Genomic DNA, 26,028 nt, shown 5'->3' with positions numbered 1-26,028 from the left:
GATGCGGATGGAGGAGCTGACGCCTCGCCGGATCGTCGAGGAGCTGGACCGGTACATCGTCGGGCAGCGGGAGGCCAAGCGCGCCGTAGCCGTGGCGCTCCGCAACCGGTACCGAAGGCAGCTCTTGCCGGAGGGCCTGCGGGACGAGGTGGTCCCCAAGAACATCTTGATGATCGGCCCCACCGGCGTCGGCAAGACGGAGATCGCCAGGCGCCTGGCGCGACTGGTGGACGCGCCGTTCATCAAGGTGGAGGCCACCAAGTTCACCGAGGTCGGCTACGTCGGCCGTGACGTGGAGTCCATCATCCGGGAGCTGGTGGAGAGCTCGGTGCGGATGGTGCGCCAGGAGCGGGCCGAGGCGGTCAAGGACCAGGTGGCACCCGTCGTGCAGGAGCGCCTGCTCGAGGCGCTGGCGCCGGCCCCTCGCCCCAGGGCCCAGGCCAATCCGCTGGCGGCCATCTTCGGATGGCAGGCGCCCCGAGAGGAGGATCCCCAGGCGGAGGTCCGCGCCGGCGAGGTGGAGGCGCGGCGGGCGGAGCTTCGCCGCAAGCTGGAGGCCGGCGAGCTGGAGGACCACCTGGTGGAGATCGAGGTGGAGGACGCCACCACGCCCGTGGTCGAGGTGATGTCGGGCCAGGGCGTGGAACAGATGGGGATCAACCTGCAAGACCTCTTCGGCGGCTTCCTGCCCAAGCGCCGGCGCCGGCGCAAGGTGACCGTGGCCGAGGCCCGCCGCATCCTGACGGCCGAGGAGGCCCAAAGGCGCGTCGACCCGGAGGAGGTGGCGGCGGAGGCCATCCGGCGGGTGGAGCAGACGGGGATCGTCTTCATCGACGAGATCGACAAGATCGCCGGTCGGGAGCGGGGCGCCGGGCCCGACGTCTCCCGGGAGGGCGTGCAACGAGATCTGCTGCCCATCGTCGAGGGCTCGACGGTCACGACCAAGTACGGGCCCGTGCGCACGGAGCACATCCTCTTCATCGCGGCCGGCGCCTTCCACGTCGCCAAGCCCTCGGACCTGATCCCGGAGCTGCAGGGCCGCTTTCCCATCCGGGTGGAGCTCAAGCCCCTCAGCCGGGCCGACATGCGCCGCATCCTCACCGAGCCCGAAAACGCCCTGACCCGCCAGTACGCGGCGCTGTTGGCGACCGAGGGCGTCGAGCTGAGCTTCACCGACGACGGCCTCGACGAGATCGCCCGCCTCGCCGAGCAGGTCAACGAGCAGACGGAGAACATCGGGGCTCGCCGCCTGCACACCCTCATGGAGCGGCTCCTCGAGGAGGTCTCCTTCGACGCCCCCGCGTACCGGGGCCAGCGGGTCGTCATCGACGCCGACTACGTCCGCCGCTGCCTGGGCGCCATCGTCGAAGACCGGGACCTCTCCCGCTACATCCTCTGACGACCCGCCTGCGGAGGGCCTCCGCGCCGGGGCGCCCGCCGGCCGCGCAGGGGCCGGCGGGCCGTCACGACGGGCCTTCCCCCGCACCCGACATTATCAGAGTTTTGCGATACTGCGTTTTTTCTGGAGGAACCGGAGGATTCATCCATCCTGTGTCGTACTGACGTAAACTGACAGTTTTCTCATCGAAGGCCGACACGACGAGGAGTGGGACCTCAGTCCTCCCGGCCAGGGACCGGGGTCCGGGTCGAAAGGGTTGGGAATCGTGTCGAGGGTCGCAAAAGGTCCCCGGCCTCGTCGTCCCGGCCTCGAGTCAACGGGGAAGGGAGGTCGCCTGTGGAAGGGATCGGGCTCCTGTGGGGTCCTACCGACCGGGACCTGGCCACCGCCCTGAATGCCGCCGCCTTGCGCCAGCAGGTCATCGCCCACAACCTCGCCAACGCCGAGACGCCGCACTACCGGCGCTTCGACGTCGTCTACGAGGAGGCCCTCAGTCGCCAGCAGCAGGCGGCGGCACGCCAGAAGGTGGCCCTGCGGCGTACCCACCCGGCGCATCTGGCGCGGCCCACCTCGCAGCCCGTGCAGCCCATGGTCGTGCGGGACAACTCCAGCGTCATGCGCAACGACCAAAACAACGTCGACGTCGACCGCGAGATGGCGGCCCTCGCGAAGAACACGCTCTACTATCAAACCCTGACCCGGGTGGTGGGGGCGCGCATGCTGGCCTTGCGCACCGCCATCTCGGAGGGTCGCCGCTAGTCCGCATCCTGTCCTGGAGAGGAGGTCCGAGGCCGCATGGCGTTTCTACCGTCGCTCGACATCAGCGCATCGGGACTGACGGCCCAGCGCCTGCGCATGGACTTGATCGCCAACAACCTGGCCAACGCCTACTCGACCCGGTCGGCGCGCGGCGGGCCTTACCGCCGCCAGATGGCGGTCTTCGCTGCCATGGAAGCGCCGAGCTGGCCGTGGGCGGCCAACCGGGCCGGCGCCACCGCCCCGGGCAGGGGCGTGCAAGTGGCTGCCGTCGTCGAAGATCCGACGCCCCCGCGCCTGGTCTACGACCCCGAGCATCCCGACGCGAGAGCCGATGGCTACGTGGAGTACCCCAACGTGGACGTCGTGACCGAGATGGTCGACATGCTGGCGGCCGAGCGGGGCTACCAGGCCAACCTGGCGGCCTTCGGGGCGGCCACCGACATGGCACGGGCCGCTCTCAACCTGATCCGGGTCTGAGCGCACCATCCTCGAGGAAGGCGGGACGGCTATGGCCGCTATCGATGCCATCCGCAGCGTGAACGTCTCGTCGGCTGGGGCTCCGGCACGTCCCGGTGCCACGTCGCCCGGGGCGGCCGGCGTGCGCCCCTTTAGCCAGGTCCTCAAGGATGCCGTGGCGCAGGTCAACGCCCTGCAACTGGAGGCGCAACAGATGGCCGAGGCCGTGGCGCGTGGCGACCTCACCGACATGCATCGCCTGGCCCTGACCGTGGAGCGCGCCCAGCTGGCCCTGGAGCTCACCGTAGCCGTCCGCAACAAGCTCGTGGAGGCGTACCAGGAGATCTCGCGCATGCCCGTCTGAGCGGCGACGCGGCCGGTGTGAGGTACAGCGGACTGATCGGCGGTGGGCGCGATGTGGGAGCGGCTGAGGGGTCAACTGGTCGCGGTGTGGCAGGGGATGAGCCGGGCCGCGCGCTGGGCCGTCCTGGGCGGCACGGTGGCGGCGGTGGGTCTCATCGTCCTGCTGGTGCTGCTGGCGACGCCCCGCTACCAGCCCGTCTTCACGGGCCTGTCGCCCGAGGACCTGCGGGCGGTCACGGTGGCGCTGCAGCAGAGGGGCACCGAGTTTACGGTCGATGAGGGGCAGGGCGCCGTGCTGGTGCCGGAGCCTCAGGTGCACCGGGTCCGGCTCGATCTGGCCATGCAGGGCCTGCCGCGCAACAGCGTCGTAGGCTTCGAGATCCTCAACCAGACCAACCTCGGGCTCACCGACTACGAGCGGCGCCTGCGCTACTACTGGGCGCTGCAGGGCGAGTTGACCCGGACCATCCGCGCCATCCAGGGCGTGGCGGATGCCCGGGTGCACATCGTCATCCCCGAGCGCAGCCTCTTCGTCGCCGAGCAGCGTCCGGCCACGGCCTCGGTGCTGCTGGAGTTGCTCCCCGGCTTCAGCCTTGCTCCCGCCCAGGTGCGCGGCATCGTCAACCTGGTCTCCAACAGCGTGGAGAACCTGCGTCCCGAGAACGTGACGGTGGTCGACGCCTCCGGCAACGTCCTTTCGGATCTCCTGGCGCTGGAGCAGGCGGGGCCGACGGGCAATGCGGTCGCCGAGCGGCTGCAGCTCAAGCGCACCTACGAGCGGGAGCTGGAGCGCAGCCTCCAGGCGACGCTGGAGCAGGTCTGGGGGCCGGGCCGGGTGGTCGTGCGGGTGACCGCCGACCTCTCCTTCGACCAGCAGGAGGAGCGTCACGAGATCTTCTCGCCCGTGGTCAACGGCCGCAGCGGCATCGTGCGCAGCGAGCAACGCACGGAGGAGCGCTTCACGGGCGAGGGGGCGTCGGTGCCGGCCGGGGTGCCGGGCGTCACCTCCAACATCCCCGGCTACGTCGAGCCGGCCGGGGCGGGCGGCTCCTCGCAGATGGAGCGGCTCGACTCGGTCACCAATTACGAGATCAATCGGGTCGAGAGGCGCATCGTGATGGCGCCCGGGCGGATCCAGCGCCTCTCGGTGGCGGTCTGGGTCGACGGGCAGCTCGACGTGCTCCAGCGGCAGCGCACCGAGCAGCTGGTGGCCGCGGCCATGGGGCTCGAGCCGTCCCGCGGCGACCAGGTGACGGTGGAGGGGATGCCCTTCGCCCGGGCCGAGGGGCCGTCCGCCCTGGAGGCGCAGCTTCTGGCGGCGAGGGGGCCGGCAGCGGTGCGAGGGGTGGCCTGGTGGCTGGCGGCGCTGGCCCTGGCGGTGGGAGCGGCCTGGTGGGTCAGCCGGCGGATGCGGGCGGCCCGTCGGCGGGTGGACGTCGTGATCCCGGCGACGCCCGTGGCCGAGGAGGCCGTGCAAGAGGCGCCGTCTCAGGCGGAGCAGGCGCGGCGCCGCCTGCGGCAGGAGATCGAGGCGCTGGCACGGGAGCGCCCCGAGGAGTTCGTGCAGCTGTTGCGCTCCTGGCTGGTGGAGGAGAGTTCGTAGTCCATGGCGATGGCCAAGGCGGCCGGCCGGGGCCCTCAGCCCCTCTCCGGCAAGCAGAAGGCAGCCGTGCTGCTCATCGCGCTGGGGCCTGACGTCTCGTCGCACGTCTTCAAGCATCTGCGCGAAGACGAGATCGAGCAGCTCACCTTCGAGATCGCCTCGGTGCGCCGGGTGCTGCCCGAGGAGCAGGAGAAGGTGCTGCAGGAGTTCCGCGAGATGATGCTGGCCCAGCAGTACATCACCCAGGGCGGCATCGAGTACGCGCGGGAGCTGTTGGAGAAAGCGCTGGGCCCCCAGCGTGCGGTGGAGATCATCCGGCGTCTGACCGCCTCGTTGCAGGTGCGCCCCTTCGACTTCGCCCGGCGCGCGGATCCGCAACAGTTGTTCAACTTCATCCAGCACGAGCATCCGCAGACCATCGCGCTCATCATGGCCTACCTGCAACCGGAGCAGGCCGCGGCCATCCTCTCGTCGCTGCCGCCGGAGCGCCAGGTGGAGGTGGCACGCCGGCTGGCCACGCTGGACCGCACGGCCCCCGACGTGCTGGGCGAGATCGAGCAGGCCCTGGAGCGCAAGCTGGCCTCCATCGTCAATCAGGATTACACCTCGGCCGGCGGGTTGGATGCGGCCGTCGAGGTGCTCAACCGGGTGGATCGCGGCACGGAGAAGACCATCATGGAGGCCCTCGAAGAGGTCGACCCCGAGCTGGCCGAGGAGATCAAGAAGCGCATGTTCGTCTTCGAGGACATCGTCTTGCTGGACGACCGCTCCATCCAGCAGGTCCTGCGGGAGGTGGACAGCCGGGACCTGGCGCTGGCCCTGCGCACGGCCAGCGACGAGGTGAAGGCGCGCATCTTCCGCAACATCTCCAAGCGAGCCGCCGAGATGCTCCGAGAAGAGATGGAGTACATGGGCCCGGTGCGGCTGCGCGACGTGGAAGAGGCTCAAGGACGCATCGTCGCCATCATCCGGCGCCTCGAGGAAAGCGGGGACATCATCATTGCTCGCGGCGGAAGCGAAGAGGTCCTGGTCTGAGGCGCGGTTGGTCAAGGCCGAGGTGGTCCGGGTCGCCTCGCCGGTGGAGGCCCGCGACGGTCTGGGTGACGGCGCGTCCCATGCCAACGGTGCGCGCCGCCTGGTCGTCGAGCCAGGGGGCACCGGGCGACGGCCGGTGGCCGGAGGTGCGTCCGTGCTGGGGGGCGCGAAGGCGGACGGGGCCCGGCGGAGCGGAGACGGCCTCCCGTCCGGCGCGCTGCGCCCCAAGTTGCCGCGGCGGTGGCGGGGCGCGCGCCTGGGCGAACGAGGCGCGACAGCGAGCCCGTCAGGAGGCGCAGGCCATCCGGGAGGCGGCGCGGGCCGAGGGCTGGGAGGCGGGCCGCGCCGAGGGGGAGCGCGAGGGTCGAGCCCAGGCCATCCGCGAGGTGGCGGCGCGGCTCGAGCGTCTGCTGGGGGAGATGATCGCGCTGGTGGAGGAGGCCCGGCGCCGGCGGGATCATGCGCTGGCGCTGGCCGAAGAGGACGTGGTCAAGCTGGCCCTGGCCGTGGCGGAGCGGGTGGTGCGCCGCGAGGTGGCGGCCGGCCCCGCGGTGACCCGGGCGGTCCTGCAGGACGTGCTGCGGGAGATGCCCGGCGCCGGGGAGGGGCGGGTGGTGGTGCGCGTCCATCCCGACGAGCACCGGCTGCTGGCCGATGCCGATCTCGGCCTGCCGCAGGGCGTGGAGGGGCCGGTGCAGGTGCAGTGGCGGGCCGACCCGGAGGTGGAGCCCGGGGGCTGCATCGTCGAAGCCGAGCTGGGCAGCATCGACGCCGGGCTCGAGACGCGGCTGGTCGAGGTGGCGGCCGGCTTGCTGGACGTGATGCGTCATGGGCGTTGACGTGAGCCGGTTGGTGCGAGCCGTCGACGCCATCCCCGACGTGCGCGCGACGGGCCGCATCCGGCGGGCGGTGGGGCTCGCGCTGGAGTCGCTGGGCCCTCCCTCTCGGGTGGGCGAGCTGGTGGAGATCCGGCGGCCCGGCGCCTCCCCGCTGGTCGCGGAGATCGTGGGCTTCAAGGGGCGTCACGCCATCCTGTTGCCCCTGGGGAGCGCCGAGGGCATCGCACCCGGCACCCCGGTGGTCTCCCGGCGCCATCCCCTGCGGGTGCCGGTAGGGCCCGGCTTGCTGGGCCGGGTGCTGGACGGGCTGGGGCGGCCCATGGACGATGCCGGGCCTGTCGACGCCGAGGCCTGGTATCCGGTCGACCGCCCGGCGCCTGACCCGTTGCGCCGGCCTCGCATCGCCCAGGCCCTGTCGGTGGGGGTGCGCGCCATCGACGGGCTGTTGACCTGCGGCAAGGGGCAGCGGCTCGGGGTCTTCGCGGGCAGCGGGGTGGGCAAGAGCACCCTGCTGGGGATGATGGCCCGGGGGACCGAGGCCGACGTGGTGGTGGTGGCCCTGGTCGGTGAGCGGGGGCGGGAGGTGCGGGACTTCATCGAGCGCGACCTGGAGTCGGGGCTGCGGCGGGCGGTGGTGGTGGCCGCCACGTCGGACCAGCCGGCCATGGTGCGCCTCAAGGCTGCCTTCGCTGCGACGGCCATCGCCGAGTACTTCCGGGACCAGGGGCTGGACGTGTTGTTGTTGATGGACTCCCTGACCCGCCTGGCGTACGCCCAGCGGGAGGTGGGCCTGGCCGCCGGGGAGCCGCCCACGACCCGGGGGTATCCTCCGTCGGTCTTCTCCTTGTTGCCTCGCTTGCTGGAGCGCGCGGGCACCTCGGAGCGGGGGAGCATCACGGCCTTCTACACGGTGCTGGTCGACGGCGACGACCTCAACGACCCCATCGCGGATGCGGCGCGCTCCATCCTGGATGGCCACGTGGTGCTGGCCCGCTCCCTGGCCGAGCGTCACCACTACCCGGCCATCGACGTCCTGGCCAGCGTCAGCCGGGTGATGTCGGAGGTGGCCGCCGAGGGGCACCGCAAGGCGGCGGCCACCGTGCGCCGGTTGATGGCGGCCTATCGGGACGTCGAGGACCTGGTGCAGATCGGTGCCTACGTGCGGGGCTCCAACCCCCTGGCGGACCGGGCCATCGACGCGAAGCGGCCCGTCGAGCGGTTCCTGCAGCAGGGGGTCTTCGAGCGATCGTCGCTGCCCGAGACGGTCCAGGCCCTCGAGGCCCTGGCCGGGCAGTTCGGAGATGAAGAGGCGGCATGAGGCGGTTTCGGTTTCGTCTGGAGCGCGTCTTGCGGCTGCGTCGCCAGCACCTGCGCGAGGAGCGCATCCAGCTGGCCGCGGCCTCACGCGCGCTGCTGGCCGCGGAGGCCGCCCTCCAGCGGGCCGAGGCGACGCGGGCCGGGCTGCTGGCCCGGTCGGTGGCGAGGGTGGCCGGGCCGTCCACGGCGTCCGCGGCCGAGCCTCAGCCGGAGCTGGCTGCGCTGGCGCGCTGGCTCGACGAGACGGGCCGGCGTCGCGACCACTGGGCCATCGAGCGCGAGCGGGCCCGGCAAGCCCAGGCGGCCCGGCGGGAGCAGGTCATCAAGGCTCACCGGGATGTGCGGGTGTTGGAGCTGTTACGTGAGCGACGGCGGCTCGCGCACGTGCGCGCGGCGGAGCGCGAGGAGCGGATCGCGCTCGACGAGGTCGGGGCCATCCGGTACGTCCAGCGGCAAGGCCCGACACCGACAGGCTGAGAGACGGAGGGGGGTATGGGCGTGCGGCAGCTCGGGTGGTCGCTGCTGGCACTGGTGGTGTCGGTCGCCCTGGGGGTCTGGGTGCTCGACTTCACGGGAGTCATCGATCTGGGCGGCGCCGTGATGGCCCAACTACGGCAAGTGCCCGTAGTTGCCGATTATATCGATGCGAGCGAGCGGGTCCGTCGGCTGGACGAGGAGCAGGCGGCCGCCCAGGCGGCACTGGAGCAGATGCGCCAGGAGCTGGAGGCGCAGCGACAGGCCCTGGCGGCGCAAGCCGAGGCGCTGGCCCGCCGGGAGATGGAGCTCCAGGCCCGCGAGGCCCAACTCGAGGAGCGCGCCCGCAGCCTGGCCGAGAGGGAGCAGGCCCTGGCGGCGGCCGCCGAGCAGGAGCGGTACTATCGGGAGCTCATCGAGGCCGTGGGCCAGATGCGGCCCGAGGAGGCGGCGCCCATCATCGAGCGCCTCGACCTGGAGCTGGCCCGGCGGCTGTTGGGCTCCATGGAGCCGAGGCGGGCGGGCTCCATCCTCGGCAAGATGGATCCGCAGTACGCATCCCGACTCCTGGCGGCGGTCGACGGCTCCCTGACCCCCGCCCGATGACGAGGGATGAGAGGACGGAGAGGAGGTGATGGCATCGATGCTCGAGATGAGCACCATGCCCCTGGCGACGAGTCAGGTGGGACGGCCCGGCGTCCAGGCCTTTTCGGATGCGCCGGCCCCGGCTGACGAGTCCGAGGGGGAGGCAGCCTTCGCCGGGGTGCTGGAGTCGGCCCTGGGGAGACGGCCGTCGACGGGCGCCGTCCGCGGCCATCGAAGCGCTCCTGACGGGTCGCGGCAAGGCGACGGCGACTCCGACCCTGGCTCCACCCAAGATGGGCTGCCCGACGGGCGGACCGACCCGGTCGCCGTGGAGGCAACGGTCGGGGTGCCGGCGGGCCTGGGGCTGGTCCTCGAGGGCGTCTCCTGGCAGGGTGTGGCGCCGGGTCCGACCAGCGGCGACGGCGTGGCGGCGACCGGCCCGGTAGGTGACGCCCCTACGGCGCAGACGGCCCCAGCACTGGTCCTGGGGCTCCGGGGAGCGGCACAGCGGTCGGCGGGGCGGGCCGGCACCGACGTCCCGACAGGTCCCGACGCGCTGACGGCAGCACCGGGATCGCTCCCCGGGTCCGGCGAGCGGATGGCGGGGGCTGCCCCCACGGCGCCTCAGGGCCAGGCCGGTCAGGCCGTTGGGGCCGTTGCGGGTGAGACCGGGCATGGGTGGCCTCGGGCCGCCGTGGCGGGGCACCACGCCCCTCCCAGCAGCGGGCCGCGGATGGGCCCGGATGCGGTGAGGACGGTGAGCGCCGACACGGTCTGGCGGCTCTCGATGCCTCCTGCCGGCTCGAGGACGGGGGCCGGGACGCACGCAGGCGTCATCGTTGCGGTCCGGGCGGACGAGCCGGTGCGGGCCGGCATCGCTGCGGGTGACGCCGAGCCCTTCGGCGCCGGGACGGGCGGTCCAGCCGCCGCCCGCGGGAGTGGCGAGGGGGTCGAGGCCAACCTGGAGGCCTTCGTCGTCACGCCGAAGTCGACCGAGCTCCCGGCGGCCACCGGGGGACCGGTCCTCTCCGGGGCTGCGATCGTCGGGGTGCGGGCTGACGTCGGGTCGGCGCCAGCTCCCCTCCATGCGGATGCCGCCGAGATAGCGGCCACGGTGACGGGCGGGTCGTCGACACCACCGATGCAGGGCCGCGATGCGAGCGATGCGCCGGCCCTCCGGTCGACCTCCGAGCGGAGCGAGCCCGGCGGACCTGCGTCGACGCTCTCAGCGCCGCAGGCCGCCAGCCAACCGACGGGCGCCGCGCCGGCGACCGACCTCCAGATAGCCCGCGACGACGTCGAGGCGCCGCGCCGGGCTGCTCGAGACGAGCGGACCGGAGAAGGTAACGCCCGACGCGGTCAGGACCCCGTGCCCGCTGTCCGCTCCCACAGCGACACCACCGCCCTGCATCGGACGGACAGCGGGGTCGAGCCCGCACGGGTTGAGCCCGTCGCCCCAAGCGCCGTGCCTGCTGGGGCAACGGGCGCGGAGGCGGCCCACGCCGGCACCCGCGCCGTCGAGCAGGCGAGCCGGGTGGTGGCCGAGCAGGTCAGCCGGTGGGTGGAGAGCTCCGCCCATGACGGCGGAGCCCGGGTCCGGGTGGTCGACAGCCTCCTGGCGGAGGACGGCGGCGAGCTCCGCCTGCAGCTGCATCCGCCCGAGCTCGGCGAGATCCGGCTCCGGCTCCGCGCCGACGGCCCGCGCCTGGTGGTGCAGGCCACCGTCCAGCAGCACGAGACGGGCTGGATGCTGCGCCACAACAGCCACCTCCTGGAGCGGGCGCTGGAGCAGGCGGGCTTGCAGCTCGCCGGCTTCTCGGTGGAGGTGGGACGGCACGGGCACGACGGCCACCCGGGTCCGTCGCCATGGGGTGGCGCCCGGTCGGAGCCCCTCGGGGCTTCGGGCGTGGCGGCCGCAGGCGCACCCGCCCTGGCAGCGCCTGAGCGCCCTCTGTGGGTGAGGCTGGGACTGGGTGCGGTCGACGTCAGGGTCTGAGGAGAGGAGGGCAGCGGATGGTCGCCGGGATCACGTCCAGCACGTCGTCGACGGAGCAGACGCTCGGTTTCGAGCCGGCGGCCCAGGTCAGCTCGCAGGACTTCCTGCGGCTGTTGACCGTGCAGCTGCGCTACCAAAACCCCCTGGAGCCCATGAAGGAGACCGAGTTCGTCAGCCAGCTGGCGCAGTTCAGCCAGCTCGAGGCCCAGCGCGACACCAGCGCGCTCATGCGGCAGCTCCTGCAGCTGCAGACACTCCAGGAGGCGGCGGGGCTGCTGGGCCGGACGGTGGTGCTCAAGCCGCTGGATGGCGGCGCGCCCGTGCAGGGCACGGTCGAGCGGGTCAAGCTGGTCGAGGGTGACGTGCGTCTGGTGGTGGGCGGCCGCGACTACTCGCTGTACGAGCTGGTCGAGGTCGCCTGAGGGGACGCCGAGGCAGGGAAGCGAGGTGAGGCGATGTGACGGCGGCGCCAACCGGTGAGGCGGGACGCCCGTACCCCATCGGGCCGGTCGGGCCGGCGCCGGCGGGACCGAGGCGCCCGGCGGCTCCTTCCCGGGGGGAGACGGCCTCCTTCGGTCAGGTGCTGGACCAGGTCATGACCGAGCAGCAGGGGTTGCGCTTCTCCGCCCATGCCCGGCGTCGCCTGCAGGATCGGCGCATCGAGCTGACCGACGTGCTCCACCGGCGCCTGGTGGACGCGGTCGAGCGGGCCCGAGCCAAGGGCGCCCGGGAGGCCGTCGTCATGCTGGATCGCCTGGCCTTCGTCGTCAGCGTGCGCAACCGTACCGTCATCACCGTGGTCGACGAGGCGCAGTTGAAGGAGAACGTCTTCACCAACATCGACAGCGTGGTCTTCGCGTGAGACCGAGATGTCCAAGCAGGCCGGACCTCCGACGGGAGGGGGCCTGCCGGAGCGGTCGCCGACCGACCGAGGCGGCCGCACGAGGACCGACGACCGGCCGGCGGGCGCCGACAGGGCGCCCCGGCCGGCCCGAAGGAGGCAGGAGGATCGCATGCTGAGGTCGCTATTCGCCGGCGTGTCGGGCATGCGGACCCATCAGCTCAACATGGACGTCATCGCCGACAACATCGCCAACGTCAACACGACGGGTTTCAAGGCCGGCCGCATGACGTTCAAGGAGGTCTACTCGCAGCTGTTGCGCGCGGCGCGTGGCCCGATGGGCGACCTGGGCGGCGTCAACCCGCTCCAGGTGGGCCTGGGGGTGACGATGGGCTCCATCGACACCCTCTTCACCCAGGGCGCGCCGCAGGCGACGGGACGCGACCTGGACCTCTCCATCGACGGCAACGGCTTCTTCGTGCTGACGGATGGACAGAACCGCTACTACACCCGCGCAGGCATCTTCTCCATCGATAGCGAGGGCAACCTCGTCTACACCAACGGCATGAAGGTGATGGGGTGGATGGGAGACCCCATTCGAGGCGTCCTTGATACCAATCGTCCGGAGGAGCCCATCGTCATTCGGCCCCAACCGATTCCCGGGCAGGCTACAAGTAAAGTTGACCTTACAGGAAATCTGGACAGCCGTATCACTGACCCGAGTATCCCGGTGCTCCGCACGGTAGACATCTATGACTCGTTAGGAAATGTCCACTCTCTTACGCTGGAGTTCCGCCGGGGGGATGTCTCTCGGAATGAGTGGACACTGGCCGAGGTATACGTAGATGGGAATGCACAGGGTTTCCAAGCCCAGACAATCGATTTCGATGACAAAGGATTGCTCCAGTCACCGTCTTCGATCACGATATCCGTGAATTTCACCGCCTCCGGGGCTGGCATGGGATCCGTGGAGCTTCGCCTTGGCTCGATCACTAGCATGGCCGATGCCACGGGACTTGAGGTAACCTTCAGAGATGGCTATAAGCGCGGCGAACTTGTCCGGATCACAGTAGATGACCTTGGGGTCATCAAGGGCGTCTATTCAAATGACCTGGTGCGCGACCTCGGGCAGATTGCTCTAGCTACCTTTCCTAGTCCCGAAGGTCTTGTAAAGCAATCAGACACCTTGTTCGTAATGTCGGGCAATTCGGGCCCGGCGAGCATTGAGAAACCTGGGGTCGGCGACCGAGGCCGCCTCGTCCCGGGCTTCCTCGAGATGTCCAACGTGGACCTGTCCCAGGAGTTCACCAGCCTGATCCTCGCCCAGCGAGGGTTCCAGGCCAGCTCCCGGGTCATCACCACGTCGGACGAGATGCTGCAGGAGCTGATGACGCTCAAGCGGTGAGGGGCCTGGAGGCGACAGGCTGGCCGGGCCCCGCCGCTAGGGGCCGGCCGTAGGGCGAGGACGTGAGAGGGGGGTGGACGCCATCATCCGGGTGCATCGGCTGGACGGCAAGGAGTTCGTGGTCAACGCCGATCTCATCGAGACGGTGGAGTCCACCCCCGACACCGTCCTGTCGCTGGTGAGCGGGCGCAAGCTGGTGGTCGCCGAGAGCGTCGACGAGGTCATCGAGCGGGTCGTCGCGTTCAACCGGAGCCGCGCCTTGCCGGCCCGGCTCGAACCGCCCGCCCCATCGCCGGCCGGGCGGGCGGGTGCGGTCGTGACCCGGGAGCGGGACGCCGGTCGGAGCTGAGGTGCGGGGAGAAGGGGCCAGACCAGTGGACATCACCACCATCCTCGGTATCGTCATCGGGCTGGGGCTGATTGGCGGGGCCATCCTGATTGGCGGAAGTCTCCGCCCCTACCTCGATCCGGCCTCGTTCGTCCTGGTGCTGGGCGGGACGATAGCGGCCACCATCGCCAACTACAGCGGCGCCCAGCTCCGCAACGCGTGGCGGGTCCTTCGCATCGCGGCCACCGGTCGGCCCCTGGACCCCGAGCACTTCATCCGTCTCATCGTGAGCCTGGCCGAGAAGGCCCGGCGCGAGGGCCTGCTGGCGATGGAGGAGGAGGCCGAGCGGCTCTCGGACCCCTTCCTGCGCAAGGGCATCCAGCTGGTGGTCGACGGCACCGACCCCGAGCTGGTCCGCAACATCCTCGACATCGAGCTCACCTTCATCGAGGAGCGGCACCGCCAGGGCCAGGCGCTGTTCGAGTCGCTGGGCGTCTACGCCCCGGCCTTCGGTATGATCGGGACCCTGGTCGGGCTCATTCGCATGCTGGGCCGTCTGGACGACCCCTCGACGGTGGGACCGGCCCTCGCCCTCGCCCTCCTGACGACGCTGTACGGGGCGCTGTTGGCCTACCTGGTCTTCAACCCCATCGCGGGCAAGCTCCGGGTCAAGAACGAGCAGGAGACCATGGTGCGCCAGATCATGATCGAGGGCGTCCTCTCCATCCAGGCTGGCGAGAACCCCCGCATCGTCGAGGAGAAGCTGCGCTCGTTCCTGCCTCCGGCCGACCGGCGGGCGCGCGAGGCGGCCGCGCGGCCCGCCCCCGCGAGGCCGGCCGGAGAGGTGGTGACGACCGGTGCCCGGAGCCGATAACCCCGTCACACGACGGCGCCGCCGCAGCACGGGCGTCAACACGGCAGCCCCGCCGTGGATGGTCACCTACTCCGACCTGGTGACCCAGCTGCTAGCCTTCTTCGTCATCCTCTTCTCCATCTCGGCGGTCGACGTCCAGCGCTTCCAGGCGCTGATGTCGGCCTTTCGGGCGTCGGTCGGGATCCTCGACATGGGGCGCAGCTTCCAGCGGGAGGCCATGGTCGGCAACCCGCCCATCGCCATCTCGCCGGTGCCGGTGGGCTCGCAGACCGACGAGCAGCTGGACCACGCCCTGCGCCGCCTGACAGCGAGGCTCGAGGCCGAGGGGCTCTCCGCCGACGTGCAGCTGGTGCCCGAGGAGCGGGGGTTGGTGGTGCGGCTGGCCGACCGGGTGCTGTTCGACCTGGGCAAGGCAGAGCTGCGGCCCGAGTCGCGGCGGGTGCTGGACGCGCTGGCCGCTGTGCTGGCCGACCTGCCCAACGATGTGCGGGTCGAGGGGCACACCGACGACCTGCCCATCCGCAACGAGCGCTTCCCCTCCAACTGGGAGCTCTCTACGGCCCGTGCCACGACCGTGGTGCGCTACTTCGTCGAGTATCACGGCCTCGAGGCCCGCCGGTTCTCGGCCGCCGGGTACGGCGAGTTCCATCCGCTGGTGCCCAACACCTCGCCGGCCAACCGGCAGCGAAACCGGCGGGTCGACGTCGTCATCATGCCGCTGAGCTCCAACGGAGTGGAGCAAGGCCCTTGACATCGTCGCCAAGGATGGAGTGGTGCACAGATGGCCGTGCAGCAGCCGCAGCCTCAACCGGCACCGCCGGAGCAGCCGCACCGGTCCCGGGCGGCCGGCCTGGCCTGGGCCATCGCGGCCGTGGCGCTCATCATCGTGGCATCTACGGGCAGCGCCTTCCTGGCCTACCTCATGTTCAACCGGCAGCTTCCGATGGCGCAGCAGCCGGCCGGCGAGCGCGGCGTCGTCTCATCGCCGTCTGCTCCAGCCGAGAGCGCCGAGGCGGCCGCCGTGGCACCCCTGGGGCCGACCCTGGACGCCGGCGAGTTTGTGGTCAACCTGGCGCCGGGCTCGGGAGGCCTCTCCATCCGCTACGCGCGTGTGGGGGTGACGGTGGAGGCCGACCGGCGGGAGGTGGTGGAGGAGCTGGCCCGTCGCCAGCCTCAGGTCCGCGATGCCATCATCGCCGTGATCCGCACCAAGCGCTTCGAGGATCTGACCTCGACGGCCGGGACGGAGGCGGTGCGCCAGGAGCTGGTTCAGGCGCTGCAGCGGCTGGTCTCCAGGGGAAGAGTGGTGAACGTCTATTTCACCGAGCTCGTCATCCAGTAGCCGGCGCGTGACGGGTCGCCGCGCGCCCGGCGGCCGCGCGCCGCAACCGCCCCCGTCAGCGCCCGACGTGACCGAGGTGCACCCCGTCCGCTTCGGGGAGCTCAAGCCGGAGCCGGCCGGTGACGCCTCCGGCAATCTGGAGCTGCTCCTCGACGTGAGCGTGACGCTGTCGGTGGAGATCGGGCGGGCCCGGCTCACGCTGGGGGAAGTGATGGCGCTGCGCCGGGGATCGGTCATCGAACTGGACAAGCTGGCCGGCGAGCCCGCCGACATCATCGTCAACGGCAAGCTGGTCGCGCGGGGCGAGGTCGTGCTGCTCGACGAGAAGTTCGGCGTCAAGGTCAACGACATCGTCACCCGGGCGCGCCTGGCCCGGGATCTCCCCTGAGGTGGAGGGGCGGCGGCCGTGACCTGGGCCGACCTCCTCAAGGTGCTGGGGGCGCTGGTCGTGCTGCTGCCGGCGGCCTACGTGACCGCCCGGTTGGCCGGGTCCCGGGTGGGCACGCGGCCGGGGCGAGCCATGCGGATCGTCGACGCCCTGGCCTTGGGGCCCGGGCGCTCGGTGTACGTGGTCGAGGTGGGGACGCGCCTCTTGGTCATCGGGGTGAGCGGACAGCAGATGCAGACTCTAGCCTGCCTCGACGACCCCGAGGAGATCGCGCAGGTCCTTCGCCAGGCCCGAGGGAGCCGGGCGGCGCGCACGGAGGCGCCCGGCACGCGCCGAGAGAGGAGGGCCGTGCACCCGCACTCGCACGATGACGAGCCGCGCGTTGCCTCATGACCGGTGGCGGGGGCTGCTCGCCGTCACCTGCCTGATGCTGGCGCTGGCCGGCGCCGGGACGCGCGCAGCAACTGCCGGGCGCGAGCTCCGGTGCGGAGAGCCCGGCTCTGCGGCTGCCGTCCATCGAGTTGCGACTGGACGGCGAGACGCCCCGCGCGCCGGACCTGGTGACGGCCCTTCAGATCCTGGCGGCGCTGACGGTGCTGACCCTGGCGCCGGCCATCCTGGTCATGCTGACCTCCTTCACCCGCATCGTGGTGGTGCTCTCCTTCGTGCGCAACGCGCTGTCGACGCCCACGGTCCCCCCCAATCAGGTCCTGGTCGGGCTGGCGCTCTTTTTGACCTTCTTCACCATGTACCCGACCTGGCAGCAGGTCTACGGACAGGCCATCGGCCCCTACCTGGAGGGCCAGATCACTCAACAGGAGGCCTGGCAGCGGGGTCAGCTGCCGTTGCGCGACTTCATGTTTCGAAACACCCGGGAGAAGGATCTGGAGCTCTTCGTCTCCATGTCGGGCATGGCCCGGCCCGAGCGGCGCGACCAGGTGCCGACGTACATCCTCATCCCGGCCTTCGTCATCAGCGAGCTGAAGACCGCCTTTCAAATCGGCTTCGTGCTCTTCGTCCCCTTCCTGGTTATCGACATGATCGTGGCCAGCACCTTAATGTCCATGGGCATGTTGATGCTGCCGCCGGTCATGATCTCGTTGCCTTTCAAGGTGTTGCTCTTCGTCATGGTCGACGGGTGGCACCTGATCACCCGGGCGCTGTTGACCAGTGTGCGGTGAGGCGGACGGCACGCGGGGGGTGCGAGCATGAACGAGGCGACCCTGCTGGCGCTGGGGCGCGACGCCATCGTGACGATCCTGCTGGTTTCGGGGCCGATGGTGGGCCTGGGGCTGCTGGTGGGGCTCGTGGTGAGCCTGCTGATGGCCACGACGCAGATCCAGGAGCAGACCCTGGCCTTCGTGCCCAAGATCCTGGCCGTCTTCGTCGCCATGCTGGTCTTCGGCTCGTGGATGATGCGGGTCATGCTGGACTTCGCCAACCGACTGCTGGGCAACCTGACCGCCTACATCGGCTGAGGGGGGACCCGAGGAGGCATGGAGGCCCTGGCCGCCTTCGGCCTCATCTGGGTGCGCACCTCGACGCTCGTGCTGGCGGCTCGGCCGGTCTTCGCGCAGCCGGGGGTGCCGCCACTGGTGCGCCTCGGGCTCTCGGGGCTCGCCGCCTTGCTGATGGTGCCGCTGGCGGCGGGGTCCCCCGGGGTGGTCCTGCCGGGAGCCGGCGGGGCGACTGGGCCGGCCTGGGCCGTGTGGGCCTACGCGGTGGGCAAGGAGGTGGCCACCGGGCTGGTCATGGCTTTCGGGGTCAACGCCCTGATGGCCGCCGCCTTGCTGGCCGGGCAGCTGGTGGACCTGCCGATGGGCTTCAGCGTCGTCAACGTGGTCGATCCCACCCTGGGCCAGGAGACCCCGGTCATCGGCCAGTTCCAGATGCTCCTGGCCACCCTCATCTTCTTCGGGGTCGACGGCCATCACGAGATGCTGCGGGCTCTGGCGCAGAGCTTGGTCGTGGTGCCCCCCGGTGCGGGGGCGACCGGCCCTGGGGTGCTCGAAGGGATCGTCGGGGCCTTCGCGGCGGCGTTCGTCTTGGGGGTGCGGCTCGCCGCCCCGGTGATGGCGGCGCTGTTCCTGGCCGACGTCGCCCTGGCCGTGGTGGCCAGGGCGGTGCCGCAGCTCAACGTCTTCGTGGTAGGCTTTCCCGCCAAGATCGTGCTGGGCTTCGCGGTGCTGCTGCTGGCGCTGCCGGGGATCGTCGGCCTGCTGGCGGGGACCTTTGGACGCAACGGGGAGCTGTGGGGATGGGTGCTGCGCACGATGCAGGGCCTGGCGCCCCGTTGAGCGGGGGCATGGCCGTCGAGTCGCCGCTGGACTTCGACCTCCAGCGCTTCGCCGACGGGGAGCGCACCGAGGCCCCCACGCCGCGCCGGCGTCAGGAGGCTCGTCGCCGAGGCCAGGTGGCGCGGAGCATGGATCTGTCGATGGCCGTGGTGGCGCTGGCGGGCGCCCTGGCGGCCAAGGGCGTGGCCGGACTCTTGACGGCCGACGCCCGGTCGCTGGCCACCGAGCTGTGGGGCGGGTTGTTGTGGCAGCAGGAACTGACGGTGGATCGCGTGCGCCAGATGGGCTACCTGGGCCTCACGGCCATGCGGGGGCTGGTACCGTTGACGGGGGCCGTCATGCTGGCGGGGCTGGCCTCGCAGGTGCTCCAGGTGGGCTTCGTCGCCTCGGGCACCCCTCTGACGCCTACCCTCTCCCGCATCGACCCCATCGCGCACCTCAAGCGGCTCTTCTCGGCCCGGGCCCTGGTGGAGCTGGTCAAAGCCACGGCCAAAGCGGTGGTGGTGGCCTGGGCCGGGTGGTCCTTCATCCGTACCATCATGCAGGCCTCGTCGGACCTGCTGGCCATGGGGATAGCCGACGCCACCGCCTTCGTGGCCGACCTGGCCTACCAGCAGCTCCTGCGGATGGGCCTGGTGCTCCTGGTCATCGGGGGCCTCGACTACGCCTACCAGCGGTGGGAGTACGAGCAGAGCCTCAAGATGAGCCGACACGAGCTGCTCGACGAGCTCAAGCAGACCGAGGGCGACCCGCACGTGCGGGGCCGGATCCGCTCCCGCATGCGCCAGCTCCTCTCCCAGCGCATGATGCAGCGGGTGCCCCGGGCGTCGGTCGTCGTCACCAACCCCACCCACGTGGCGGTGGCCCTGGAGTACGAGGAGGCGCGCATGGAGGCCCCGGTCGTGGTGGCCAAGGGGCAGGAGTGGCTGGCGCGCCGCATCGCCGAGGTAGCCCGCCAGCACGGGGTGCCCGTGGTCGAAAACCCGCCCCTGGCCTGGGCGCTCTTCGAGGGGGTCCCGGTGGGGCAGGCCATCCCGCCCCGACTTTACCGGGCGGTGGCCGAGGTGCTGGCATACGTCTACCGGCTCCGCCAGCTGGGGCCTCGGGCCGCAGGTCGGCCCGTCTGGCGGGCGCCGGTGGAGGAGGCGTGATGGCGTAGATGGCGGCAGGGCAGCGAGGCCTGGCCGGGATGGCGCGAGCCGTGCGCCACAGCGACGCGGTGGTCTTCGTGGCGGTGGTGGGGATCGTCATGATGATGGTGATCCCCATGCCCCCCATGCTCCTCGACGTGCTGCTGGCCACCAACATCACCGTGTCGCTGCTGGTGCTGCTGCTGACGATGAACGTCCGCGATCCCCTGCAGTTTTCCGTCTTCCCGTCGCTGTTGCTGGTGGTCACCCTGTTTCGGCTGGCCCTCAACATCTCGTCGACCCGGCTCATCCTGCTGCGCGGCTACGCCGGGCGCATCATCGAGGCTTTCGGCCACTTCGTCGTGGGTGGCAACTACCTGGTCGGCTTCATCATCTTCCTGATCCTGGTGGTCATCCAGTTCATCGTCATCACCCGGGGCGCCGAGCGCGTGGCCGAGGTGGCGGCACGCTTCACCCTCGACGCCATGCCCGGCAAGCAGATGAGCATCGACGCCGACCTCAACGCGGGCCTCATCACCGAGCAGGAGGCCCGGGCCCGCCGCCAGAGCATCGAGCGGGAGGCGGACTTCTACGGGGCGATGGACGGCGCCAGCAAGTTCGTCAAGGGCGACGCCATCGCCAGCGTCGTCATCACCCTCATCAACATCCTCGGCGGCCTCGGGGTGGGCGTGTTGCAGCGGGGCCTCGAGATGGGCGAGGCGATGCAGCGTTACACCCTGCTGACCGTGGGCGACGGCCTCGTCACCCAGATCCCGGCCCTGCTGGTCTCGACGGCGACGGGCCTCATCGTCACCCGCGCGGCCTCCGAGCAGAACATGGGCCAGGACCTGACCCGCCAGCTCTTCAGCCAGCCCCGCACCCTGGGGGCAGCCGCCGGCATCCTGGTCGCGCTGGGTCTGGTGCCCGGCTTGCCCACGCTGCCTTTCCTGGTGCTGGCGGGGGCCTCGGCGGGGGCCTCCTACCTGCTGGCGCAGTATCAACGCCAGGCGGCCGAGCGGGAGCGGCTGGCCGCCATCGAGCGAGAGCGGGAGGAGGCCAAGCGGCCGGAGTCGGTCATGAGCCTGCTCCAGACCGACCCCGTCGAGCTCGAGATCGGCTACAGCCTCATCCCCCTGGTGGATCAGGCCCATGGGGCCGAGCTGCTGGACCGGATCACGATGGTGCGCCGGCAGGTGGCGCTGGAGCTGGGGCTGGTGGTGCCGCCCATCCGCATCCGCGACAACGTGCAGCTCAAGCCCAACGTCTACGTCATCAAGCTGCGGGGCGTGGAGGTGGGGCGGGGCGAGCTGATGCCGCACCACCTGCTGGCCATGGATGCCGGCGAGGGGTTGGAGAGGCTGAGCGGCGTGCGCACGCGCGAGCCGGCCTTCGGCCTGCCCGCGGTTTGGATCGCCCAGGAGCAGCGGGAGCAGGCCGAACTGCTGGGCTGCACGGTCGTCGACGCCCCGTCGGTGCTGGCCACCCACCTGAGCGAGCTGCTGCACCGCCACGCGGCCGAGCTGCTGGGGCGGCAGGAGACCCGGCAGCTGTTGGACCACGTCAAGACCACCCACTCGGCCGTGGTGGAGGAGCTGATTCCGGAATTGCTGACGGTCGGCGAGGTCCAGAAGGTGCTGCAGAACCTCCTGCAGGAAGGCGTGCCCATCCGGGATCTGGTCACCATCCTGGAGGCCCTGGCCGACGCCGCCCGGGAGAGCCGGGACCCCGACACCCTGACGGAGCGGGTGCGCATGGCACTGGCCCGTCACATCTCCCGCCTGTACGGCGACGACGACGGTGTCATCCCCGTCATCACGCTGAGCCCCGGCCTGGAACGCAAGCTCGAGGAGCTGGCCGCCTCGCCCGCGGCGCCACTGGAGCCCGACTTCGTGAGCCGGCTCGTCCGGGAGCTGGGCCGGCTGCAGGAGGCGGCGGCCGCTCGAGGGCGGCGGGCCGTGGTGCTCTGCTCGCCGTCGGTGCGGCGCTACCTGCGTCGCCTCATCGAGCGCTCGCTGCCGCGCCTGCCCGTCATCTCCTTCGCCGAGGTGACGCCGGGTGCCCAGGTGGCCGGCGAGGGGGTGGTGGAGCTTGCCGATGCTTCTTAGGCGCTACACGGCCCCCAGCATCCGGGAGGCCCTGGCGAAGGTGCGAGCGGAGATGGGGGATGGGGCCCTCATCGTCGAGACCCGTCGGGTCCGGCCCTGGTGGCGGCGGTGGGGCAAGGCGTCGTTCGAGGTGATCGCGGCCCTGGACGGCCCGTCGCCTCCTGACCGCCCCAGCATGGTCGCCGCGCCTGCTCCCCAAAGGGAGCTGTCGCGCCCGGCTCCTGCGGGCGACGCCCCGCAGGCCAGGCTCCCGCTCCCGCAGGCGCGGGCGGGGGAGGACGGCTCCTCGCGGGCCGAGTGGTTCGAGCGGCTGGTCCAACGCGACGTCGAAGCCTCCCTGGCCTGGGAGATCGTCGAGCGAGCCGAGCGGGTCGCTCGGGCCACCGGTCGGCCCATGGCCGAGGCCGTCGCCGCCCAGGTGGGGGCAGCGGTCCCGACCATGCCCCTGTGGGAGCGGCAGGCCCGGCCGCGCTTCGTGATGCTGGTGGGGCCGACCGGCACCGGCAAGACCACGACGCTCGCCAAGCTGGCGGCCAACTTCGCATTGGTCGGGGGCTGGCGGGTGGCCCTGGTGACCACCGACACGTTCCGCATCGGCGCCATCCAGCAGCTGCGCACCTACGCCGACCTCGTGGGGCTGCCGCTGTGGGTGGCCAACGACGTCAAGGAGTTGCAAGCCGTGGCCCAGTCGGCCACCCACGACCTGGTGCTCATCGACACGGCCGGCCACAACCCGGGCGACAACGAGCGGATGGCCAGGACCGAGGCCCTCGCCCGCGCCTTGCCGCCCCAAGCCGTCGTCTTGCTGGTGGTGCCGGCCGGCGTGCGTCAGGCCGACCTCCGGGAGTTGGTGGGGGCCTATCGGACGGTGCCGATCGGGGGAGTCGTGGTGACCAAGGTGGACGAGACCCGCCGCCGGGGCGCCTTGCTCAACGCCCCCAGGTGGGCTCAGGCCCCCCTGGCCTACATCGCCACGGGCCAGATGGTGCCCGACGACGTCGAGCTGGCCGATGGCGAGACGGTGGCCCGCTGGCTGCTCGAACCGGGGGCGCTCCCCAAGCCCGGCGCCGAAGGGGGAGCCAGAGCATGACGGGACCTGCCGGGCGCATCGCCGACCAGGCGGCGCCGCTGCGCCAGATGGCGTCATCGACATGGAGCGGCCCGGACCCGGTCCCAGGGCCGGGGCCGTCGAGCTGGCGCCTGGCCCGGACCCTCACGGTGACCAGCGGCAAGGGCGGCGTCGGCAAGACGGTGCTGGCCGTCAACCTGGCGCTGGCCCTGGGGGAGCTGGGTCTGCGGGTCGCCCTCGTCGATGCCGATCTGGGGATGGCCAACGTCGACGTCGTGCTGGGCCTGATGCCGCGCTACCACATCGGCCACGTGATCCGGGGGGTCTGCTCGCTCGAGCAGGCGCTGTGCCCGGGGCCCAAGGGGGTGCTGGTGCTCCCCGGGGCTTCGGGCCTGGCGGACCTGGCGGCCCTCGACGAGGCGCGGCTGTGGCAGGTGCTTCGGGAGCTGAGGCAGCTGGACCGTCTGGCGGACGTCGTCGTGGTCGATACGGGGGCCGGCATCGGTCCCCAGGTGATGGCGTTCTTGGAGGCCTCTCCCGAGGTGCTGGTGGTGGCGACGCCGGAGCCGACCTCCATCACCAACGCCTATGGACTCATCAAGACGCTGGTCCAGAGCCGCTCGACCGGTCGCGACGTGGCGCCGCGGCTCTTCCTCGCCGTCAACATGGACAGAAGGCGCGACGAGGGCCAACGGGTGGTTCGCCGCCTGCAAACCGTGGTGGGGCGCTTCCTGGGCGTCGAGATCGTCACGTTGGGCATCGTCCCCTACGATGGCGCGGTGGCGCTGGCCGTCGCCGAGCAGACGCCCCTGCTGCTGCGCCGGCCCGACAGCCCGGCCTCCCGGGCGATCCGGCAACTGGCCTGGCGGCTGATGGACCTTCCCGAGCAGCCGCAGCGCCCGGGACTGAGCGGCATCGTGAGCCGGATGCTGCGTCGGATGCGTTGAGAGGAGAGGGGGGATCTCGTTTTGTCATCCGAACCGGTGCCGGTGGACGTCAACGATCTCGTCGAGATCGAGGTCCCCGAGGGCCCGGCCAAAGGCCGCTACCGCAGCCGCGTCGAGCTCATCGACGAGCAGGGCCACCTCTCCCTGGCCGCGCCCGTGAGGGAGGGGGCCAGGGTGCGCGTCTCTGACGGCACGCCGGTCCTCGTGCACGTGCGCAAGGCCGACCCCGCTCGCGGGGCGCACTACGTTGGGCACACCACCGTCGTCGGCCGCACCGACGAGGGCCGGGTACCCGTGCTGGTGGTCGCCCGACCGCGATGGGAGCGGGTGCAGCTTCGCGAGTGGACGCGCGCCACGGCCATGGTGCCCGTGCGGTACCGGCCCCTGCGCACACCCGGCCAGCAACCCGCCCGGTGGGTCGCGGCCGAGAGCCGCGACCTGGGCGGTGGCGGGCTCATGCTGCACACCCGCCAGCCCATCGAGATGGGCCGGCTGCTCGAGGTGGTCATCGAGCTGCCCCAGCGCCGGGTGGGAGCGGTAGCCGAGGTGGTCCGGGTCCAGCCCGCCGGGGAGTCCGATGCCGAGGCGGGCTCCAGCTGGTCGGTGGCGCTCAAGTTTCTGCAGATCGCGGAGGCCGACCGGGACCGGCTCATCGGTTTCGTCCTGCGACGCCAGGCAGAGATGCGGCGAATGGGACTGATCTAGACGATGGCGATGCAACGAGCCGAAGCAGCGGCGCCCGACATGTCCCCCAGGCTCCTGCGCCTGTGGAGGCGCTACAAGAAGAGCCGGGCTCCCGAGCTGCGGGAGCAGCTGATCCTGGAGTACGCCCCCCTGGTCAAGTACGTGGCGGGGCGCCTGGCGGTGATGCTGCCGCCCCACGTGGAGTTCGACGACCTGGTCAGCTACGGCGTCTTCGGCCTGGTGGAGGCGGTGGAGCGTTACGACTTCGAGCGGGGCGTCAAGTTCGAGACGTACGCGGCCGCCCGGATCCGGGGGGCCATCATCGACGGCTTGCGCTCGGCGGACTGGGTGCCCCGCTCCGTGCGCCAGAAGGCCCGTGCGCTGGAGAAGGAGCTGGTGCGCCTGGAGAGCCACCTGGGGCGGGCCGCCAGCGACGACGAGGTGGCCCAGGCGCTGGGCATGACGGTGCAGGAGTACGACCGGCTGCTGGCCGAGCTCTCGGGCGCCTCGCTGGTCTCGCTGGACGAGGTGTGGGTGGCCGATCCCGAGGAGGAGAGCCAGCTCCGGTTGTTGGAGACCGTCAGCGACTCGGCGGCGCCCGGCCCGGAGGAGAGCCTGGAGGAGCGGGAGCTCCGACGCCTGGTGGCGGAGGCCATCGACCGCCTCCCGGAGCGGGAGCGCCTGGTAGTGGCGCTGTACTACCACGACGGACTGACCCTCAAGGAGATCGGGCGGGTGCTGGGCGTCACGGAGTCGCGGGTCTGCCAGATCCACACCAAGGCCATCTTGAGGCTCCGGGCCTACCTGGCCGCTCACGGCTGAGCGCAGGCCCGGCCGCGGTGGGGTAGAGCACCGTGTCGATGCGGCAGGTCGACCTTCAGACGATCCTGCCCCGGACCCAGGAGGCCTCCCGGGTCCAGGAGGCGTCGCAACGCCAGCTCCAGCTACAGGCGACGGCCGCGGCCGACCAGCAGCGGCAGCGGACCGAGGCAGCGACCCGCCAGGTGCGGCAGGTGGAGCATGCCGATCCGCGGCGTGTGCGGGACGCCACCGACGAGGAGCCGCGACGCCGGCGCCGGGGTGAGCGGGAGGCGGCCGGGGCGGGCAAGCCGGCTGCCCGACGTACGGCCCAGGAGCCCCGTCCCCCCACCGGCCCTGTCGTGCCCGGTCTCGGCCAAAACGTGGACGTGCGGGCCTAGGGGGAGGCGTACCATGCCGGGCTGGTGGGAGGGGCTCCAGGTCGCGGCCCTGGTGGCGCTGGCGGCAGGGCTCTGGCGGCTAAACCGGCGCGTGCGGCGCCTCGAGGTATGGGGCCCGCCCGGCCCCCATCGGGGCCCGGCGGACGACAGCGCCTCGTTTGCGACGCTGGTGAGCGGCTACCGGGAGCTCCTGTCGCGGGCTCCGGCCTCGCCCCGGCGTCGGCTCCGGTCCCTCGAGCCCGCCTCCGGCGGGGCCGACGGCCGGCGAGCCGCTGGGCCCGCGCACGTCCGGCCCGAGCTGGGAGAGGCCGTCGCCCTGCTGCGCCAGGGGCTCGACCCCGAGGAGGTCGCCCGACGGACGGGACGGCCGGTCGGCGAGATCCGCCTCCTGGAGCGGGTCGCGCAGATGGCCGGCTGGGCGGGGCGAGGCGAGTCCCCTTCGCATTGAGCCGCCTCCGGGCCTGTGATATACTACCGCCCGGCGTTTGACATCTCGCACGCCGACCGTGACTCAGGGGCGGTGCCTAGGGGCAGGCCCGTGCGCCGGGCCGAGCCGGGGTTCCCCTGGGGATGAGGCGGCGGAGGCTTAACCG

Annotated in this window: 31 protein-coding genes; all 31 read left to right on the top strand. The window is 71.6% G+C overall.

Annotated elements, in window-relative coordinates; translation table 11 throughout:
- Positions 1 to 7: 7 nt before the first annotated feature.
- The 31 genes from hslU to VLY81_RS07580 all read left to right on the top strand — a co-directional run bounded on the left by hslU (position 8) and on the right by VLY81_RS07580 (position 25,883).
- Positions 8 to 1,399 (top strand): ATP-dependent protease ATPase subunit HslU, encoded by a 1,392-nt coding sequence (gene hslU / locus VLY81_RS07730; protein ID WP_405001356.1) that lies wholly within the window; start codon positions 8 to 10, stop codon positions 1,397 to 1,399.
- Positions 1,400 to 1,735: 336 nt separating this feature from the next.
- Positions 1,736 to 2,158: a flagellar basal body rod protein FlgB gene (flgB, locus tag VLY81_RS07725; RefSeq protein ID WP_324667588.1), complete on the top strand. Its 423-nt coding sequence runs from the start codon at positions 1,736 to 1,738 to the stop codon at positions 2,156 to 2,158.
- A gap of 36 nt (positions 2,159 to 2,194) precedes the next feature.
- The gene (flgC, locus tag VLY81_RS07720; RefSeq protein ID WP_324667587.1) at positions 2,195 to 2,635 is read left to right on the top strand and encodes a flagellar basal body rod protein FlgC; all 441 of its coding nucleotides are present in this window, start codon (positions 2,195 to 2,197) and stop codon (positions 2,633 to 2,635) included.
- Between the two features lie 31 nt (positions 2,636 to 2,666).
- On the top strand, positions 2,667 to 2,978 hold the full coding sequence (gene fliE / locus VLY81_RS07715) for a flagellar hook-basal body complex protein FliE (protein WP_324667586.1): 312 nt from the start codon (positions 2,667 to 2,669) through the stop codon (positions 2,976 to 2,978).
- A 51-nt stretch (positions 2,979 to 3,029) separates the two neighbouring features.
- Positions 3,030 to 4,580 (top strand): flagellar basal-body MS-ring/collar protein FliF, encoded by a 1,551-nt coding sequence (fliF, locus tag VLY81_RS07710; protein ID WP_324670366.1) that lies wholly within the window; start codon positions 3,030 to 3,032, stop codon positions 4,578 to 4,580.
- 9 nt (positions 4,581 to 4,589) lie between these two features.
- Positions 4,590 to 5,615, top strand: a complete 1,026-nt coding sequence (gene fliG / locus VLY81_RS07705; protein WP_405001355.1) for a flagellar motor switch protein FliG — start codon at positions 4,590 to 4,592, stop codon at positions 5,613 to 5,615.
- Between the two features lie 80 nt (positions 5,616 to 5,695).
- Positions 5,696 to 6,454 (top strand): FliH/SctL family protein, encoded by a 759-nt coding sequence (locus VLY81_RS07700; protein ID WP_324667584.1) that lies wholly within the window; start codon positions 5,696 to 5,698, stop codon positions 6,452 to 6,454.
- Entirely contained in the window at positions 6,444 to 7,772 is a 1,329-nt protein-coding gene (locus VLY81_RS07695; RefSeq protein ID WP_324667583.1) for a FliI/YscN family ATPase, read from the top strand. The genes VLY81_RS07700 and VLY81_RS07695 overlap by 11 nt, the downstream gene beginning before the upstream one ends.
- The gene (locus tag VLY81_RS07690) at positions 7,769 to 8,248 is read left to right on the top strand and encodes a flagellar FliJ family protein (protein WP_324667582.1); all 480 of its coding nucleotides are present in this window, start codon (positions 7,769 to 7,771) and stop codon (positions 8,246 to 8,248) included. Before VLY81_RS07695 ends, VLY81_RS07690 begins: the two co-directional genes overlap by 4 nt.
- Positions 8,249 to 8,269: 21 nt before the next feature.
- Positions 8,270 to 8,851 carry a MotE family protein gene (locus VLY81_RS07685; RefSeq protein ID WP_324667581.1) on the top strand — a complete coding sequence of 194 codons (582 nt, stop codon included), beginning with the start codon at positions 8,270 to 8,272 and terminating at the stop codon, positions 8,849 to 8,851.
- 28 nt (positions 8,852 to 8,879) lie between these two features.
- On the top strand, positions 8,880 to 10,826 hold the full coding sequence (locus VLY81_RS07680) for a flagellar hook-length control protein FliK (protein ID WP_324667580.1): 1,947 nt from the start codon (positions 8,880 to 8,882) through the stop codon (positions 10,824 to 10,826).
- Positions 10,827 to 10,843: 17 nt separating this feature from the next.
- Positions 10,844 to 11,248 (top strand): flagellar hook capping FlgD N-terminal domain-containing protein, encoded by a 405-nt coding sequence (locus VLY81_RS07675; RefSeq protein ID WP_324667579.1) that lies wholly within the window; start codon positions 10,844 to 10,846, stop codon positions 11,246 to 11,248.
- Positions 11,249 to 11,283: 35 nt separating this feature from the next.
- Complete coding sequence (locus tag VLY81_RS07670; protein ID WP_324667578.1) at positions 11,284 to 11,688, top strand: TIGR02530 family flagellar biosynthesis protein; 405 nt, start codon at positions 11,284 to 11,286, stop codon at positions 11,686 to 11,688.
- Between the two features lie 151 nt (positions 11,689 to 11,839).
- Entirely contained in the window at positions 11,840 to 13,072 is a 1,233-nt protein-coding gene (locus VLY81_RS07665) for a flagellar hook protein FlgE (RefSeq protein ID WP_324667577.1), read from the top strand.
- An 82-nt stretch (positions 13,073 to 13,154) separates the two neighbouring features.
- Entirely contained in the window at positions 13,155 to 13,421 is a 267-nt protein-coding gene (locus tag VLY81_RS07660; protein WP_405001354.1) for a flagellar FlbD family protein, read from the top strand.
- A 25-nt stretch (positions 13,422 to 13,446) separates the two neighbouring features.
- Positions 13,447 to 14,274: a motility protein A gene (locus VLY81_RS07655; protein WP_324667575.1), complete on the top strand. Its 828-nt coding sequence runs from the start codon at positions 13,447 to 13,449 to the stop codon at positions 14,272 to 14,274.
- Positions 14,258 to 15,025, top strand: a complete 768-nt coding sequence (locus VLY81_RS07650; RefSeq protein WP_324667574.1) for an OmpA family protein — start codon at positions 14,258 to 14,260, stop codon at positions 15,023 to 15,025. The genes VLY81_RS07655 and VLY81_RS07650 overlap by 17 nt, the downstream gene beginning before the upstream one ends.
- Before the next feature lie 30 nt (positions 15,026 to 15,055).
- Positions 15,056 to 15,616, top strand: a complete 561-nt coding sequence (locus VLY81_RS07645; RefSeq protein ID WP_324667573.1) for a flagellar basal body-associated FliL family protein — start codon at positions 15,056 to 15,058, stop codon at positions 15,614 to 15,616.
- A 7-nt stretch (positions 15,617 to 15,623) separates the two neighbouring features.
- Positions 15,624 to 16,004 carry a flagellar motor switch protein FliN gene (gene fliN / locus VLY81_RS07640; RefSeq protein ID WP_324667572.1) on the top strand — a complete coding sequence of 127 codons (381 nt, stop codon included), beginning with the start codon at positions 15,624 to 15,626 and terminating at the stop codon, positions 16,002 to 16,004.
- An 18-nt stretch (positions 16,005 to 16,022) separates the two neighbouring features.
- Positions 16,023 to 16,397, top strand: coding sequence for a FliO/MopB family protein (locus VLY81_RS07635; protein WP_324667571.1), 375 nt, complete (start codon positions 16,023 to 16,025; stop codon positions 16,395 to 16,397).
- Between the two features lie 71 nt (positions 16,398 to 16,468).
- Complete coding sequence (gene fliP, locus VLY81_RS07630) at positions 16,469 to 17,185, top strand: flagellar type III secretion system pore protein FliP (RefSeq protein ID WP_491701043.1); 717 nt, start codon at positions 16,469 to 16,471, stop codon at positions 17,183 to 17,185.
- Between the two features lie 27 nt (positions 17,186 to 17,212).
- Positions 17,213 to 17,482 (top strand): flagellar biosynthesis protein FliQ, encoded by a 270-nt coding sequence (gene fliQ / locus VLY81_RS07625; protein ID WP_324667569.1) that lies wholly within the window; start codon positions 17,213 to 17,215, stop codon positions 17,480 to 17,482.
- 18 nt (positions 17,483 to 17,500) lie between these two features.
- Positions 17,501 to 18,301, top strand: coding sequence for a flagellar biosynthetic protein FliR (locus VLY81_RS07620; protein ID WP_324667568.1), 801 nt, complete (start codon positions 17,501 to 17,503; stop codon positions 18,299 to 18,301).
- Positions 18,262 to 19,452: a flagellar biosynthesis protein FlhB gene (gene flhB / locus VLY81_RS07615; protein WP_324667567.1), complete on the top strand. Its 1,191-nt coding sequence runs from the start codon at positions 18,262 to 18,264 to the stop codon at positions 19,450 to 19,452. The genes VLY81_RS07620 and flhB overlap by 40 nt, the downstream gene beginning before the upstream one ends.
- Before the next feature lie 8 nt (positions 19,453 to 19,460).
- Positions 19,461 to 21,536 (top strand): flagellar biosynthesis protein FlhA, encoded by a 2,076-nt coding sequence (flhA, locus tag VLY81_RS07610; protein WP_324667566.1) that lies wholly within the window; start codon positions 19,461 to 19,463, stop codon positions 21,534 to 21,536.
- Positions 21,526 to 22,626, top strand: a complete 1,101-nt coding sequence (locus VLY81_RS07605; RefSeq protein ID WP_324670365.1) for a flagellar biosynthesis protein FlhF — start codon at positions 21,526 to 21,528, stop codon at positions 22,624 to 22,626. Before flhA ends, VLY81_RS07605 begins: the two co-directional genes overlap by 11 nt.
- On the top strand, positions 22,623 to 23,552 hold the full coding sequence (locus tag VLY81_RS07600; protein ID WP_324667565.1) for a MinD/ParA family protein: 930 nt from the start codon (positions 22,623 to 22,625) through the stop codon (positions 23,550 to 23,552). Before VLY81_RS07605 ends, VLY81_RS07600 begins: the two co-directional genes overlap by 4 nt.
- Positions 23,553 to 23,573: 21 nt before the next feature.
- Positions 23,574 to 24,257, top strand: coding sequence for a flagellar brake protein (locus tag VLY81_RS07595; RefSeq protein WP_324667564.1), 684 nt, complete (start codon positions 23,574 to 23,576; stop codon positions 24,255 to 24,257).
- Between the two features lie 9 nt (positions 24,258 to 24,266).
- Positions 24,267 to 25,058, top strand: coding sequence for an RNA polymerase sigma factor WhiG (gene whiG / locus VLY81_RS07590; RefSeq protein WP_324667563.1), 792 nt, complete (start codon positions 24,267 to 24,269; stop codon positions 25,056 to 25,058).
- Positions 25,059 to 25,090: 32 nt separating this feature from the next.
- The gene (locus tag VLY81_RS07585) at positions 25,091 to 25,435 is read left to right on the top strand and encodes a hypothetical protein (RefSeq protein ID WP_324667562.1); all 345 of its coding nucleotides are present in this window, start codon (positions 25,091 to 25,093) and stop codon (positions 25,433 to 25,435) included.
- A 13-nt stretch (positions 25,436 to 25,448) separates the two neighbouring features.
- Complete coding sequence (locus VLY81_RS07580; protein ID WP_324667561.1) at positions 25,449 to 25,883, top strand: hypothetical protein; 435 nt, start codon at positions 25,449 to 25,451, stop codon at positions 25,881 to 25,883.
- Positions 25,884 to 26,028 lie beyond the last annotated feature (145 nt).

It is taken from the genome of Limnochorda sp. LNt (assembly GCF_035593265.1).
Taxonomy (GTDB): domain Bacteria; phylum Bacillota; class Limnochordia; order Limnochordales; family Geochordaceae; genus Geochorda; species Geochorda subterranea.
Note: the sequence above shows the minus strand (reverse complement) of the source record. Positions and strands in the feature narration are given on the sequence as shown.